A 13,829-nucleotide genomic window follows, 5' to 3' on the forward strand; every position below is an offset into this window, starting at 1 on the left:
TACTCGCTTACAGTGCCCAGTCGTCGACGGTTGGCTTCTTCGGCTCCTCGGTGCTTTCGCCCGGTGGCAGGGCCAGTGGTTCGGCTGGGTCCTGCGTTGCAGTTGCTGGACGGCCAACGAGTTTTGTGTGGGTCATGCGGGAGTTCCGTACGGTCCACACGGCGACGCCCGCTGCCGTCAATAAGCCCACGAGCATGGTGATGAACGTCCACTGTTGCATTTTGGTGCGGGAGTCTGGGGTGGAGGCGGCTTCGGCGGTAACGTCTAAGACTTTGCCGGGCTGACCTGCCCATTGTGCGGCGGTGTCGGAGCCTTGCTGCCCGTTGGTGGCGCTCAGCGGGCCGGGGAATTCGACGTTGAGGGCTAGGTCGGCTTTGTCGGCTTTGACCTTGGTGAAGTCGAACATGCCGTTGAGTTCCATCGTGTTGGCTGAGGTGCGCTCGAAGTGGATATTCGTGCCGGCTTCGTCGCTGATGGAGTCGATGAGGCTATTGAACTCTTCGAAGCTGAGGTCGTCTAGCGTGAACTTTTTGCCGATGTAGCCGTCTTGGTCGTAGTCACTGGCGGTGATTTTGTCGTCGAGGGTGCTTGGGATTTGCCAGTCGACGATTTTCGGGTGCGCCTTTTTCGGGGTTGCCACGATGACGTTGCCAGAAACCCGGTCATTGCGGTCTGCGGTGAGCTCGGTGTGCAGCCGCATGCAGCCGGTCAGGGGCAGCAGGACGGTCATGAGCGCTGTGGCGGCGGTGGCGCGCAGCCAATTCCGGTTGCGAAAGGTCATGGGTCTACTGTGCCACGTCGGCTGTGCTGGTCAGCGGAAGCTTGGCGCCAAGGATGGCGAAGGGGCGGTCGTCGCCGGGGAAGTAGAAGTCGCGGAGGATATCGACGAATCCGAGGCTGCGGTAGAGCTGCCAAGCGCGATTGGCTTCAGCCGGAACTTCTGGGGTGGAGAGCAGTACTCGTTGGTCGGGGCGGTCCCGCATTAGTTCTTGAAGGAGTGTGCGGCCGATGCCGTGGCCTTGGTAGTTCGGGCTGACGTGGATTTCGGTTAGTTCGCAGTAGTTGCTCAGGACTGCGGCGGTGGCTTGCACCTTCCATCCGTGCTGAGCCATTCCGGCGCGTACTTGCTGGCTCCACCATTGATTGGATTGGCCGGTGTAGCAATAGGCAACGCCGACTAGGGGATTGGTGAGGTCTGCGAGTGCTTCCGTGGGGTCGACGTCGTCGGGGTGGGCGATGGCCATGGCTCCGCACCAGTTGGGGTTGCGCATGTGGCGTGCCCAGGCATGGGTGCGAGCGTCGATGAGCGTCCGTGCGTAGCCCATGGCGTCAACGTAAATTTCCACGGCTGGGCGTAGGCGGGCCTGGAAGATGGAGGCTGGGGTTTGCAGGACGCTAATCATCACGCTTCGATTATTCCCTTTTTTGCTTGTTGACGTTGGGATTGCCCCCAAAAAGCCGATAGAACATGTGTTCTATGTCTGGTGAGGGTGCTGTCTGAGCTCGGCGCTATCGTTCGGGTATCGAACAAAGGAATGATGCCATGACTTTTCCAGCTAATCCAGAAACCTTTCTTGAAGATGCCCAGCACTTGTTGACTGCATCCGAACACTGCAGCGAGGCTGACGACGCAGTGGAATTTGCCTACCAGGCCGCACTGCGGGTTGCTGGCGCGGCACTTGCGACATTGCCGCGCAAGCGTGGTGGACCCACCGGAGCGTGGGCCCAGTTGCGACACCGGATCCCAGAGCTTGCCGACTGGGCTGCCAAATTTGAGGCGTATTCGCGGCTTCGCAGCCGATTGCTCATGGGGCTGGAGCGTGATGTGGATCCGGCGGTGCCTGAACAGCTCCGGCTGCTGGCGCGCAGCTTTATGACTGATGTACACCAGACGCTGGGACATGTGCCGCTGGCCGCCTAGTTTTGGTAACGGATTAGCTACCACTTTCTGGGGTGGTGGCATAATGCTTTCCGTTGTCTAGCTTTGCTGGCTACAATGACAATTACTAACGCAGAAGCCTGCTGTTTGGGGGAACAATATCGGGCCCCCGTTCGTTGGACAGGGTAAGAGGACTTTGTTTCCGACGGTGAGCAGGCAGCTGCTGATTGTCACGAAAAAGCGGAGGAATGATGGCGCTTTCAGAACACGAGCAGCGAACGCTCGACGAGATCGAGAGCGCGCTGTACGCGGACGACCCGAACTTTGGGTCCTCTGTCCGGAAGAACTTCGGTAGTACAGGCGAGCCTGGTTCGTTTGCGCTTAATGCGCGTGGCGTCGCTATTTTGCTGATCGGCATTTTGCTGCTGCTTGGCGGAATGATGGCAAGCCAAATTAGCGTCTGGTTTGTCGCCCTGACTGTCCTTGGCTTCGTGGCCATTGTGGCAGCGGGTGTCATGATGTTCAGCTCTGAAAAGAAGAAGCCGAACGTCGTAAGCATCACGGATGTCCCACGTCGCGGCCCGGCTGCACCAGGCAAAAAATCTGGCAACAACGGCTTCGGTGACCGGATGGAAGACAGCTTCCGCCGTCGCTTCGAAGACCCAGGCTCGATGTAAAAAGCAGATGTAAAAGCCCTAGCACCTAAAAGCCGACCGGCTGCGTCATTATGCTGCGCAGCCGGTCGGCTTTCTTATGCCCAAAGTGGGGAGAAATAGGGAATGCCTAAGCCGCTGGCGGCAGTGAATTATCCACCATGCAGTACAAATCCGTCCGAAGAGTGGCCGGATCCGTGTCTGGCGTTGGCATTGTGTAATAGAACTCCCACGATGGCATCAATGGCGTCCACCCCTGGGCCATAAAGTCCGACACCATCTGCTGCCATGCGCTGGCCAGGCCTTCATATGGGCCGAAGTACGACACACGCGCCAACTTGCCCATCGGCAGCTCAGTCGAATCGATGCTGAGCCCCTCTGAGATCAGTCCTGCTGGAATGGGGCCAGCGACCGGGAAACCAACTTCAACATCGACCGGTGCAGTCGGGTCATCGCTGATGTTGTTGTATTTGGCGACTGCAGGTCCAACCGGTGAGATCTCGCCGCGCTCAATTGCTGCGCCCAAGGCGCTGAACGCAGGGTCCATAATCTGGCCCAAGTCCTTCATGGCGTACTCGGTGTAGGCAATAGCGGCTAGGGGGACAAGTGGGGCGTCAATAATCTCGACTTTGGAGATGGGCTCGGAGAGAAAGTATGGCTGCGTCATAACACCGAGGATAGTGCGATTTCCGCCGCGCCACTTGTCAACTTCAGCGATTGTGTAGCCCACACTGTGCCGCCCCGCTTCTGTGCGCCTGCCAAGGTCGCCCACTTCGCCCCACCCCAACCACCCACTTCGCCCCACCGTCCAACTTGGGCTGCGCATGACTGGTGAAATCCACTGCAATGGGCCGCTTTTCACCTGCTCAATAGTTTCATTTAGTCACAACAATCACTGTGTTCACGTCGAATCGGGGTGGGGTGCGGAAAATTGTGGGGAGGGCGGCCCACCGCCTCCCACCTCTGCATACTGCGGAAACACTCGATTTTCTCAGGATTCTTGACCGTTCTGAGCTTGATTGTGGGCGAAAGTGGGGTAGTGTGGGGCATGTTGGCGCTTCAGGTAGGGCGTTGACGCAAGGAAATGACAACTGAATACCAACAACCACATGCGTAACGCGGTTCCAGTCACGGGAAATGGAAGGGGTCTGGGCGAATGTTCCTCGGCACCTACCACCCAAAGATGGATGACAAGGGGCGCCTGACGTTGCCAGCAAAGTTCCGTGCGGACCTTGCCGGCGGTTTGATGATTACCAAGGGCCAAGACCACTCATTGGCGGTCTATCCCAAGGAAGAATTCACCAAACTTGCTCGTCGAGCAGCTTCAGCATCCCGAACTGACCCGCAGGCACGTGCCTTCGTTCGTAGTTTGGCCGCTAGCACTGATGAGCAGATGCCAGACGGTTCCGGGCGAATCACGCTGTCGCAGGATCACCGCCGCTACGCGAACCTCACTAAGGCTTGCGTGGTTATTGGTTCGGTGGATTTCCTTGAAATCTGGGATGAAGAATCCTGGGCCAACTACCAGGCAGAACACGAGGAGGCCTACTCCTTGGGCGAACATGATTCGCTCGACGGTGTGTTCTGACCGACTGGAGCGGTGCCTGCAGGCCCCCGCCCGGCGAGCTGGTGTACTTCCCCGACATCAGGTCACCGGGTAGGGCCCTGTAAGTACCGCGCACGATGCCAGCAGTACAGCCCAGGGAGGGAGGGAACTTTGACCACACAACACCCAGAAACCAACGACGTGTACTCCAGTGGACATGTTCCCGTGCTGCTGCACCGCGTTACCGAACTTCTAGACCCCGCCGAGGGTGTCATTGTCGATGGCACCCTCGGTGCTGGCGGACACAGTGAGTATCTGCTGGAAAACTTCCCGAACATTGCCATCATCGGCGTCGACCGCGACCCCCAGGCACTCGCCGGGGCGTCCCGTCGGCTTGCCCGTTTCGGTGATCGCTTCGTCACTGTCCATTCGCGTTTCGACGGAGTGGGGGACGCGATTGATGAAACACCAGGTCCCGTATTTGAGCGAGCGCGCCGCGGCTTAGCCGGGGCGCTTTTTGACCTTGGTGTTTCCTCCATGCAGCTCGATGAAACGGACCGTGGCTTCGCCTACCGCGTCGACGCGCCGCTTGATATGCGCATGGACCCAACCTCGGGTCTTACGGCCGCCGACATCCTCAATACATATGAGCATGGCCAACTAGCGCGCATTCTGAAGGACTACGGCGACGAGCGCTTCGCCGGGAAGATCGCCTCTGCGGTGCTGCGCGAGCGCGAAAAGGAACCCTTCACCACGTCGGCGCGGCTAGTGGAACTGCTCTACGCCACCATCCCAGCAGCGACCCGCCGTACCGGCGGCCACCCAGCAAAGCGCACCTTCCAGGCGCTGCGCGTGGAAGTCAACCATGAACTGGACGCGCTCAAGAACGTCATTCCAGTCATCACCCGCCGCCTCGCGGTCGGTGGTCGGGCAGTGTTCATGTCCTACCAGTCGCTGGAAGACAAAATTGTCAAACGCCAACTCGCAGAACTGACCAAGTCCAAGACCCCAGCTGGACTGCCAATGGAACTACCAGGCACCGCGCCGAAGTTCCGCCTCATCACTCGGGGTGCCGAACAGGCCACCGAATCCGAAATTGAAGACAACCCTCGGGCCGCACCAGTGCGAGTCCGTGCCATTGAACGAATCGCACCTGACTCGAATCCGGGAGAATGACAATGACCACCACGCTGAACAAGACTGCCAACGGTCGGTCGCGTACGCGTCTGGGCACTGCCACCGGCCTAGACACTGGTCGCCGACCAGATCGGGACGCCGGCCGACGGTTACCACCACAGACCGCCCGAGGACGCCGCACCGCCGGATTCAAATCCGATGGTGCACCAGAACGGCAACGTCGTCGCCGAATCGCCAGCCGCACCGGTTCGAAACAAATCCTCAGCATCCGTGGCCGCCGCATTGCGCCGGAAACCGCGGACCCGTCAATGATCCGATTCGTCATCGCGATCTTGCTGGTGGGCACCATCGGCATTGCATTGGCGATGGCGCTATCGGCTATCTCTACTGAGCAGTCCTTCCGACTCAGCGATGCCCGTTCTAAAGGGCAGCTGATTTCTGACGAAATCGAAACACTGCAGCGTGACGTCGAACACGCCCGCTCCACCGCCGAAATCTCCCGACGCGCCGGCGAAATGGGAATGGTGCAGATCAAGCAACCCGGAGTCCTAGAAGTCCGGAAAGATGGCAAAGTCGTTGAGAAACGGCCCGCTGACGTCGAAAAGCAAGGAAAACTAGCCGACATCAACGGCGAGAAAATTCGGCCGAAAAACCCAACGTCAGACCCGAAGGAAACCGACAACGTCCCAGGTATGACACCGCCAGGACCTCCGGAATCGCGGCACAACCAACCAGCGCCGAACTCTGGACTGGCTCCATACACCCCGGGCATGCAGAATGATGTGCAAGCCCAAGGTAATTCCAACACGCCGGATAATGCTCACGCACCGAACCGGGAAAACCAGGCACACTCAGAGAATGATCGACCTGAGGTTGGTGGACAACAGCCGTGACCCGCACTCCTAGCTCCGGGTCCCGGGGCGGGAACGCACGTCCTGGGGCACGACGACACATACCCCAAGACCGGCAACGGCCAGCATCAAGCGTGCCGCGCGACCATCGTGACCAGCGCGACCCGCGTGATGCACACATCCGGCGCGCCCCTCGCAGCGCTGGCGGACTGACCCCCAACGCGTGGAACTCCATTGACACCTCTACTGGGGCATTGACGCAACGCATTCGCGTCGCGCAGATCATCGGCCTCGTCATCATCTGCATGATTGTCGGCCGCCTGTTCTGGATCCAAGTGTGGGCAGGCCCAGGCCTTGCCGATAAAGCCGCATCGCAGCGGACCGTTGAAGTCATCGACGCTGCCCGCCGCGGCGAAATCGTCGACCGCAATGGCTCCTCCCTCGCCTTCACCATGGAAGCCCGCAGTCTGACCGTGCACCCAAACCGGCTGCGCGCCCTGCTTGACGAACGCCACCGACTGTGGCCGGAGGATTACCCAGACGCTGACACCCGCATGGAACAAATCGCCGACGAACTACCAAAAATGCTCGGCAAAGACTCCGGCGGCAAAAACCCCGACCGGCCAGACTCCTCGCAGATCAAATCCAAAGACATTCTGAATAAACTCCGCGACGAAGAGTCGACCTACGAGGTCCTCGTCCGCAACGTCGACCCCGTCACCGCCCGAACCATCACCGACAAGTTCAGTGAAATCACCTCCGAGCGGCAAGACATCCGCGAGTACCCAAATGGGGCAGTCGGTTCGAATGTCATCGGCAAAATTGGCATGGATGGTGTCGGCCAATACGGCTTTGAGGCTTCCCGCGACGCCTACCTGCAGGGCATCAACGGCGGCCGCGTGGTTGACATTGCCCAAAATGGCATTGCAATTCCTGGCTCCACCCGCGACCAGCGTGACCCGATTGATGGCACCAGCTACGAACTGACCATCGACGTCGATATGCAGTACTACGTGCAGCAACAGCTGGAGCAAGCGAAGGCAAACTCTGGGGCGAAGAACGCCTCGGCGGTGGTGCTTGACGCCAAGACCGGCCAGATTCTGTCGATGGCCCAGTCCGACTCAGTCAACCCGAACAATGACATTGGTAAGCAGGTCAAAAAGGGCAAAGACATCTCCAACCTGTCGGTGTCCAGCCCGTTTGAACCAGGCTCGGTAGCCAAGCTGATTACCGCCGCTGGTGCCATTGAACACGGCCTGACCACCCCGGATGAAGTGCATACCGTACCCGGCGCCATCGAAATGTCCGGCGTGACGGTGAAAGATGCGTGGGACCACGGCGATGTGCAGTACACCACCACCGGTATTTTCGGTAAGTCCTCCAACGTCGGCACCCTGATGCTTGCGCAGAAACTCGGCGAAGACCGCTTCGCGGACCTGCTACGCAAATTCGGCATTGGCCAGCTGACCGGTGTGGAACTGCCGGGCGAGTCCCAAGGTTTGCTGCCTGCCCGCGAGCAGTGGTCCGGTGGTACTTTCGCTAACCTGCCCATCGGCCAAGGTATGTCCCTGTCCCTGTTGCAGATGACCAGCATTTTCCAGGCGATGGCCAATGACGGCGAACGAATCCCGCCGCGCCTTATTGCCTCGCACACTGGCCCAGATGGGGTAAAGGTTCCTGCGGAGCAGCCTGAGGCAGTGCGGGTGGTCAGCCCGGAGACCGCGAAGATTATGAACCAGATGTTCCAGTCGGTGACGCAGTCCGCGCCAGGGCAGTCCGGCACCGGCCCAGAAGCATCCGTGGAGGGCTACCAGGTAGCCGGCAAAACCGGTACCGCCCAGAAAGTCGACCCGAAAACGGGCGCTTACTCCAACGACAAGTACTGGATCACCTTCGCAGGTATCGCCCCAGCTGACGACCCACGTTTCGTCATCGGCATCATGCTCGACGAACCAAAACGCGGCACTGACGGTGGCGGTGGCCAGTCCGCGGCGCCACTGTTTAGCGACCTGGCGGGCTGGGCGCTGAACCGCTACAACGTTTCGCCATCACCACCAGCTGAAGGCACGTTGATGCTTGAAGTAAACTAGCCTGCTTTCCCGCCAAAATACACACCCACAAGGAGTTACCCATGGCGACTACGCTGCACACCCTCGCAGAACTTGTCGACGCACAACTGGTACCTGCGGTCGGCCAAACCGCAGCCGCTGCAAACGACATTCCGGTTGCCAGCATTTCGCTGAACTCCAAGGAACTGGGGGAGCAGGCCCTGTTTGCCGCACTGCCAGGCACCCGCGCACACGGCGCGAAGTATGCCAACGATGCGGCGGCTGTAGCAGTGGTCACCGATCCGGCTGGGTTGGACATTATGGTGCAGGCCGGTGGTCCGCAGCGCCCCGTAGTGCTTGTTGACGATGCCCGCGCCGCACTTGGCGCTCTTTCTGCCGAGATTTACGGCCACCCAGCTGATGACCTCACCATGATTGGCGTGACTGGCACCTCCGGCAAAACCACAACCACCTATCTGATGGAAGCCGGTCTGATGGCCGCCGACCTTCGGGTTGGCCTGATTGGCACCACCGGCACCCGGATTAACGGCGAAAAAGTACCGAGCCATCTGACCACCCCGGAAGCCCCAGACCTGCACCGACTGCTCGCCACGATGCGGGACCGCGGAGTCACCCATGTAGTGATGGAAGTGTCCTCACACGCGCTCGAGCTGCACCGCGTCGGAGGTGTTGCCTTCGACACCGCGGTCTTTTTGAACCTGTCGCAGGACCACCTGGATTTCCACCCGACAATGGAAGAGTACTTCCACGCGAAAACTAAACTTTTCCAGGCCATCAACGGCGCGGCCGCCCCAACTCCGGTGATTTGCATCAATGATGACTGGGGTCGCCGCTTGGCCGACATGCTCACCGTCGCTGGGCGCACCCCAGTCACCGTTGCCACCGAGGCCACTGCAGGTGCAGCGACGTGGGAGCTTATTGACGACAGTGTTGCCGACGATGGTGTGCAACATGCCACTGCGAAGGGACCAGACGGCAGCACCAGTTTCGATGTGGGCCTGCCAGGTCGCTACAACATTGCCAACGAATTAGTGGCCATTGCGGCGCTGCACACAGTCGGGGTGACCGGCACTGCGGTTCTCGAAGCGATGGCGAAAGTCCAGGTGCCGGGTCGCATGGAGCGGATCGACGGTGGTCAGGATTTCCTAGCCGTGGTCGACTACGCCCATAAACCAGCGGCGATTGGCGCAGCACTGACGACGCTACGGGCCCAAACCAACGGCCGCGTCGCCATTGTGATGGGCGCCGGCGGCGACCGAGACGCCACCAAACGCGCCCCAATGGGCGCCGAATCCGCGCAAGTCGCGGACCTCGTGGTGGTCACTGATGACAATCCCCGCTCGGAAGAGCCAGCGGCGATCCGTGAGCAAGTATTCGCGGGAGCAACCGAGGCCGCGAAGCAACGGGAACCGCAGCCAGAAGTGGTCAATATCGGCGACCGCGCGGAAGCCATTAACTACGCCATTGCATGGGCTCGCAATGGCGATACCGTTTTGGTTGCCGGGAAGGGGCACGAAACCGGTCAGCAAGTTGGTGACACGCTGCACCATTTCGATGACCGGGAAGAAGTTGCCCGCGCCATTTCCCAACGCTCAGCTCAGCGCTCAGCCCAGCGCAGCACCACTCACAATGACCACTCCGCCAGCCCCCAGGAAGGTTCCGCTCAATGATTACGATGACCGCAGGTGAGATAGCTGCGCTGGTAGGCGGCGAACTCCACCACATTGACCCCGACACTCCGATTGAAGGACCCGTCGAATTCGACTCCCGTAATGTCACCCGCGGCAGTATTTTTGCCGCATTGCCGGGCGCCCGAGTCGATGGCCATGATTTTGCTGCCGGTGCGGTGGCCGATGGCGCCGCACTCGTGCTCGCGGCGCGGGATATTGGGGTCCCTGCTGTCGTCATTAAGCCCCTTGGCAAACAGGACTCCAATGCTGAGGCCTTTGCCCACGACCCTGATGGGGCCGGTGCTGCGGTATTGGCTGCGATGGGGAAGTTGGCCCGCGCGACCGTTGATACTTTGGCGGAACGCACTGGGCTGCAGGTTGTTGGTGTGACCGGGTCGGCGGGTAAAACTTCGACGAAGGACCTGATTGCGTCGGTACTGCAGGGCGACGGGCCGACCGTTGCGCCGCCGGGCAGCTTCAACAATGAGCTTGGGCACCCGTACACCGCACTGCGGGTAGGGCAGGACACCAAATACTTGGTCGCAGAAATGTCGGCCCGCGGTATTGGCCATATTGCGCACCTCGCGGAGATCGCGCCACCGAAAATCGGTGTCGTGCTCAACGTTGGATCCGCGCACCTAGGCGAATTCGGATCGCGGGAGAATATTGCACAGGCGAAAGGCGAGCTGGTGGAAGCGCTACCAGCCGACGGCACCGCCATCCTCAATGCCGATGATGACTTGGTCTCCGCGATGGATAAGCGGACTGCGGCACCGGTACTGAAATATTCCACTGCCGCACATGCCGCCGCCAACCCGCAGGTGCAGATTTACGCCACCGACATTCAGCTTGATGAAGTCGCGCGTGCCTCGTTTACGTTGAACCTACCTGGGGCGACCCCGCAATCAGTGCGACTGCAGATTTTTGGCCTGCATCAAGTCTCCAATGCGCTGGCTGCCGCAGCTGTCGGCCATGCGGTCGGGTTGTCGGCGCAGCACATTGCGCAGGCGCTATCCGCTCACACAGCGGCGTCGGCGAATCGGATGGATGTGCGCACCCGCGCCGATGGGGTCACCATTATTAATGACTCCTACAACGCCAACCCGGAATCCATGCGGGCAGGCATCGCAGCGCTGGCGTACACCGTCTCCGCGCGACCAGATGCCAACTCGTGGGCAGTGCTAGGGCAGATGGGCGAACTCGGCGATGACGCGATTGGCGAACATGAAGCCCTCGCCGAGGTCCTAGACTCGCGCCACATCTCCCATCTGGTGGTTGTTGGCGACGGTCCAGCGCGGAGCGCCCTCGCGAAAGCTGCGCAGAAGCGCGGTATAAATACTGTGTCTGTAGCCGACACTGACGCCGCGATTTCCGTGGTGTCCCGCGGCGCCCGACCAGGCGATGTCGTGCTGGTCAAAGCGTCTTACGCGGACCGGCTGTGGCGCGTGGCCGAAGGATTGTTGGCAGGCAGTGAACTAAAGGAGAATAAGTAGCGATGACGCAGATCATCATCAGCGGTGTGGTGGCATTCCTGGTTTCGGTGTTTCTCACCCCAGTGCTGATTAAGAAATTCTCCGACGGCGGAATCGGCCAGGAGATCCGCGAAGATGGCCCTGCCAGCCACTTCGTCAAACGCGGCACCCCAACCATGGGCGGCATCGCAATCATCATTGGTTTGTTGGCCGGTTACATCGCCGCGACCGGCATCGGTTTTGCCACCACCGGCTACGGCCCATCGGCCTCCGGCCTGCTAGTTCTCGGCCTGACGCTGGCCATGGGTGCCATTGGCTTTGCCGACGACTCCATTAAAGTCTTCAAAAGCCGCAACTTGGGTCTGAACAAAACCCAGAAGCTGGTGCTGCAGTTCGTCGCCGCGATTGCCTTCGGCCTGCTGGCGCTGCTGTTTAAAGACGACATGGGGTACACCCCAGCGTCGACGCACCTGTCCTTCATCCGCGACCTGGACACCGTCAACATTGCGATTGGCCCAACCATCGTTGGTGTCGTCATCTTCTTGGCGTTCATCTACATTCTGGTCGCCGCTTGGACCAACGCGGTGAACCTCACCGACGGCCTTGATGGTTTGGCGGCCGGCACCATGTCGATTCTGCTGGGCGCCTACACGTTGATTACTTGGTGGCAGTTCCGCAATAGCTGCTCCTCGGACATCATCGGCGGCTGCTACGCCGTCCGCGACCCGTTCGACTTGGCGCTCATCACTGCCGCAGCCCTCGGCGGTTGCCTCGGTTTCCTGTGGTGGAATGCGCACCCAGCAAAGATTTTTATGGGCGATACCGGTTCGCTGGCACTCGGTGGCCTCGTCGCAGGTGTGTCGGTGATGTCCCGCACGGAGCTGCTCATGGTCATTATCGGTGGCATTTTCGTGGTGGAAGCCGCGTCCGTGGTCATTCAGGTGATTGTGTTTAAGTCCACCGGTAAGCGTTTCTTCAAGATGGCGCCAATCCACCACCACTTCGAACATTCCGGCTGGGCGGAAACCACCGTTGTTGTGCGTTTCTGCTTGATTGCCCTGGGCCTAGCCATGCTCGGCGTGTCCATTTTCTACGGTGAGTGGCTGTCCGTCACTGGGGAGGGGGTCTAATGTCCAGCCTCGAACTACTGCGTTCCGGCCCCGTTTTGATTGCGGGTGCCGGTGTATCCGGTGCCGGTTCCGCTGCGATGGTGCGCCAGCTTGGTGCCACCGACCTGTACATCGCGGATGATAACGCCGACCGCGGCCAAGCCGTTGCTGCGGCCAATAACGCCACGTGGTTGACCACCGAGCAGGCGATTGATTTTCTGCCGCAGATCAACTTGGTGGTGACCTCCCCGGGTTGGGCGCCGCACACACCATTGCTCGCGGCGGCCACCGAGGCTGGCATCAGCGTGATTGGTGATGTGCAGGTTGCTTGGGAAGGCGATCAAGCCGGCCGTTTCGGCGAGCCGCGCACCTGGGTCGTCATCACCGGCACAAACGGCAAAACCACCACGACCGCCATGACCACCGCGATGCTCCTTGCCGACGGTCAGGCCGCCCAGTCAGTTGGCAATATTGGTATCGCTTTGCAGGATGCATTGTCGGCACCGGAGCGTATTGACGTTTTGGTCGCCGAATTGTCGAGTTTTCAGCTGCACTGGGCGCCAGAGCTGCGGCCACAGGCCGGTGCGCTGCTGAATCTGGCGGAGGACCATCTGGACTGGCATGGTTCGATGGAAAACTATGCCGTAGATAAAGCTCGCGCATTGACCGGCGAAATCGCTGTTGTTGGTATCGACGATGCTGTCGTCAAAAAGCAATTGGCCCAGGTCTACCCACAACAATCCGCAGTACCGGCCCGCCTGGTCCCCTTTACGTTGGGGGAGCCGGAGGCCGGGGAGTTCGGTGTGCGCGATGGCATGCTGGTGGATAACTGCTTCGGTGACAATGTGGCGTTGGCACCGGCAACCGGGATTTCTCCGGCAGGTCCGGCTGGTGTGCTTGATGCCTTAGCGGCGGCGGCGCTGGCTCGGTCGCAGGGGGCCTCGGCGGAAGCGATTGCTACGGCGCTGCGGGAGTTTACGGTGCAGCCGCACCGCGGACAGGTCGTCCACGAGGCTGGTCAAGTCAAATGGGTTGACGATTCGAAGGCGACAAACCCGCACGCCGCTGATGCCGCCCTGCGCGGCCACGATTCAGTGGTGTGGGTTGCCGGTGGTCAGCTCAAAGGCGCTGCCGTCGATGAGCTAATTACGCAGCATAAGCATCGGATGCGTGCGGCGATTGTGCTTGGTGCGGACCGGCAGCTACTGGCGGATGCATTTGCACGCAGCGCACCAGACATTCCGCTGACCGTGCTGGATAACACCGACCCTGACACCGTGATGAGTGATGTAGCGGCCGCTGCAGTAGCGGTCGCACAGCCCGGCGACGTGGTGCTACTGGCACCAGCCGCCGCAAGTTTAGATATGTTCTCCGGGATGGCCGCGCGCGGAGACCGCTTCGCCGAAGCTGCCGTCGCCGCGACACCGGGCCAGAAAGGCTAAC

Annotated in this window: 13 protein-coding genes; 10 read left to right on the top strand and 3 right to left on the bottom strand. The window is 60.3% G+C overall.

Translation table 11 applies throughout. From position 1 onward, the window contains the following. Window positions 1–7: 7 nt before the first annotated feature. Entirely contained in the window at window positions 8–781 is a 774-nt protein-coding gene (locus A3EC_RS0107700; protein WP_018024602.1) for an LppM family (lipo)protein, read from the bottom strand. A 4-nt stretch (window positions 782–785) separates the two neighbouring features. Then, window positions 786–1,403 carry a GNAT family N-acetyltransferase gene (locus A3EC_RS0107705; protein ID WP_018024603.1) on the bottom strand — a complete coding sequence of 206 codons (618 nt, stop codon included), beginning with the start codon at window positions 1,401–1,403 and terminating at the stop codon, window positions 786–788. Between the two features lie 140 nt (window positions 1,404–1,543). Between A3EC_RS0107705 and A3EC_RS11785 the strand changes: the two genes are divergently transcribed. Then, window positions 1,544–1,921 (top strand): SAV_6107 family HEPN domain-containing protein, encoded by a 378-nt coding sequence (locus A3EC_RS11785; RefSeq protein ID WP_018024604.1) that lies wholly within the window; start codon window positions 1,544–1,546, stop codon window positions 1,919–1,921. A gap of 209 nt (window positions 1,922–2,130) precedes the next feature. Beyond that, complete coding sequence (locus A3EC_RS0107715) at window positions 2,131–2,556, top strand: DUF3040 domain-containing protein (protein WP_026162311.1); 426 nt, start codon at window positions 2,131–2,133, stop codon at window positions 2,554–2,556. A 106-nt stretch (window positions 2,557–2,662) separates the two neighbouring features. Here the strand turns inward: A3EC_RS0107715 and A3EC_RS12495 are convergent, their stop codons facing one another. Continuing rightward, entirely contained in the window at window positions 2,663–3,199 is a 537-nt protein-coding gene (locus A3EC_RS12495) for a GyrI-like domain-containing protein (RefSeq protein ID WP_156812887.1), read from the bottom strand. A 489-nt stretch (window positions 3,200–3,688) separates the two neighbouring features. On the opposite strand from A3EC_RS12495, the gene mraZ reads away from it, so the two are divergent. From mraZ to murD, 8 genes are all read left to right on the top strand, one after another. After that, window positions 3,689–4,120 carry a division/cell wall cluster transcriptional repressor MraZ gene (mraZ, locus tag A3EC_RS0107725; protein ID WP_018024607.1) on the top strand — a complete coding sequence of 144 codons (432 nt, stop codon included), beginning with the start codon at window positions 3,689–3,691 and terminating at the stop codon, window positions 4,118–4,120. Between the two features lie 129 nt (window positions 4,121–4,249). Further along, on the top strand, window positions 4,250–5,254 hold the full coding sequence (gene rsmH, locus A3EC_RS0107730) for a 16S rRNA (cytosine(1402)-N(4))-methyltransferase RsmH (protein WP_051061027.1): 1,005 nt from the start codon (window positions 4,250–4,252) through the stop codon (window positions 5,252–5,254). A 2-nt stretch (window positions 5,255–5,256) separates the two neighbouring features. Continuing rightward, complete coding sequence (gene ftsL, locus A3EC_RS12500; RefSeq protein ID WP_018024609.1) at window positions 5,257–6,108, top strand: cell division protein FtsL; 852 nt, start codon at window positions 5,257–5,259, stop codon at window positions 6,106–6,108. 92 nt (window positions 6,109–6,200) lie between these two features. Continuing rightward, window positions 6,201–8,156: a peptidoglycan D,D-transpeptidase FtsI family protein gene (locus A3EC_RS0107740; RefSeq protein WP_018024610.1), complete on the top strand. Its 1,956-nt coding sequence runs from the start codon at window positions 6,201–6,203 to the stop codon at window positions 8,154–8,156. A gap of 41 nt (window positions 8,157–8,197) precedes the next feature. Next, entirely contained in the window at window positions 8,198–9,805 is a 1,608-nt protein-coding gene (locus A3EC_RS11800; protein WP_018024611.1) for a UDP-N-acetylmuramoyl-L-alanyl-D-glutamate--2,6-diaminopimelate ligase, read from the top strand. After that, the gene (locus A3EC_RS0107750; protein ID WP_018024612.1) at window positions 9,802–11,298 is read left to right on the top strand and encodes a UDP-N-acetylmuramoyl-tripeptide--D-alanyl-D-alanine ligase; all 1,497 of its coding nucleotides are present in this window, start codon (window positions 9,802–9,804) and stop codon (window positions 11,296–11,298) included. The genes A3EC_RS11800 and A3EC_RS0107750 overlap by 4 nt, the downstream gene beginning before the upstream one ends. Before the next feature lie 2 nt (window positions 11,299–11,300). Then, on the top strand, window positions 11,301–12,407 hold the full coding sequence (gene mraY, locus A3EC_RS0107755) for a phospho-N-acetylmuramoyl-pentapeptide-transferase (RefSeq protein WP_018024613.1): 1,107 nt from the start codon (window positions 11,301–11,303) through the stop codon (window positions 12,405–12,407). After that, window positions 12,407–13,828, top strand: coding sequence for a UDP-N-acetylmuramoyl-L-alanine--D-glutamate ligase (murD, locus tag A3EC_RS0107760; protein WP_018024614.1), 1,422 nt, complete (start codon window positions 12,407–12,409; stop codon window positions 13,826–13,828). The genes mraY and murD overlap by 1 nt, the downstream gene beginning before the upstream one ends. Window position 13,829 lies beyond the last annotated feature (1 nt).

This window comes from Corynebacterium ulceribovis DSM 45146 (assembly GCF_000372445.1).
Taxonomy (GTDB): domain Bacteria; phylum Actinomycetota; class Actinomycetes; order Mycobacteriales; family Mycobacteriaceae; genus Corynebacterium; species Corynebacterium ulceribovis.

Coding starts and splice junctions, on each gene's coding strand:
- A3EC_RS0107700 (WP_018024602.1), bottom strand. CDS start 781: ATGACCTTTCGCAACCGGAATTGGCTGCGCGCCACCGCCGCCACAGCG.
- A3EC_RS0107705 (WP_018024603.1), bottom strand. CDS start 1,403: ATGATTAGCGTCCTGCAAACCCCAGCCTCCATCTTCCAGGCCCGCCTA.
- A3EC_RS11785 (WP_018024604.1), top strand. CDS start 1,544: ATGACTTTTCCAGCTAATCCAGAAACCTTTCTTGAAGATGCCCAGCAC.
- A3EC_RS0107715 (WP_026162311.1), top strand. CDS start 2,131: ATGGCGCTTTCAGAACACGAGCAGCGAACGCTCGACGAGATCGAGAGC.
- A3EC_RS12495 (WP_156812887.1), bottom strand. CDS start 3,199: ATGACGCAGCCATACTTTCTCTCCGAGCCCATCTCCAAAGTCGAGATT.
- mraZ (WP_018024607.1), top strand. CDS start 3,689: ATGTTCCTCGGCACCTACCACCCAAAGATGGATGACAAGGGGCGCCTG.
- ftsL (WP_018024609.1), top strand. CDS start 5,257: ATGACCACCACGCTGAACAAGACTGCCAACGGTCGGTCGCGTACGCGT.
- A3EC_RS11800 (WP_018024611.1), top strand. CDS start 8,198: ATGGCGACTACGCTGCACACCCTCGCAGAACTTGTCGACGCACAACTG.
- A3EC_RS0107750 (WP_018024612.1), top strand. CDS start 9,802: ATGATTACGATGACCGCAGGTGAGATAGCTGCGCTGGTAGGCGGCGAA.
- mraY (WP_018024613.1), top strand. CDS start 11,301: ATGACGCAGATCATCATCAGCGGTGTGGTGGCATTCCTGGTTTCGGTG.
- murD (WP_018024614.1), top strand. CDS start 12,407: ATGTCCAGCCTCGAACTACTGCGTTCCGGCCCCGTTTTGATTGCGGGT.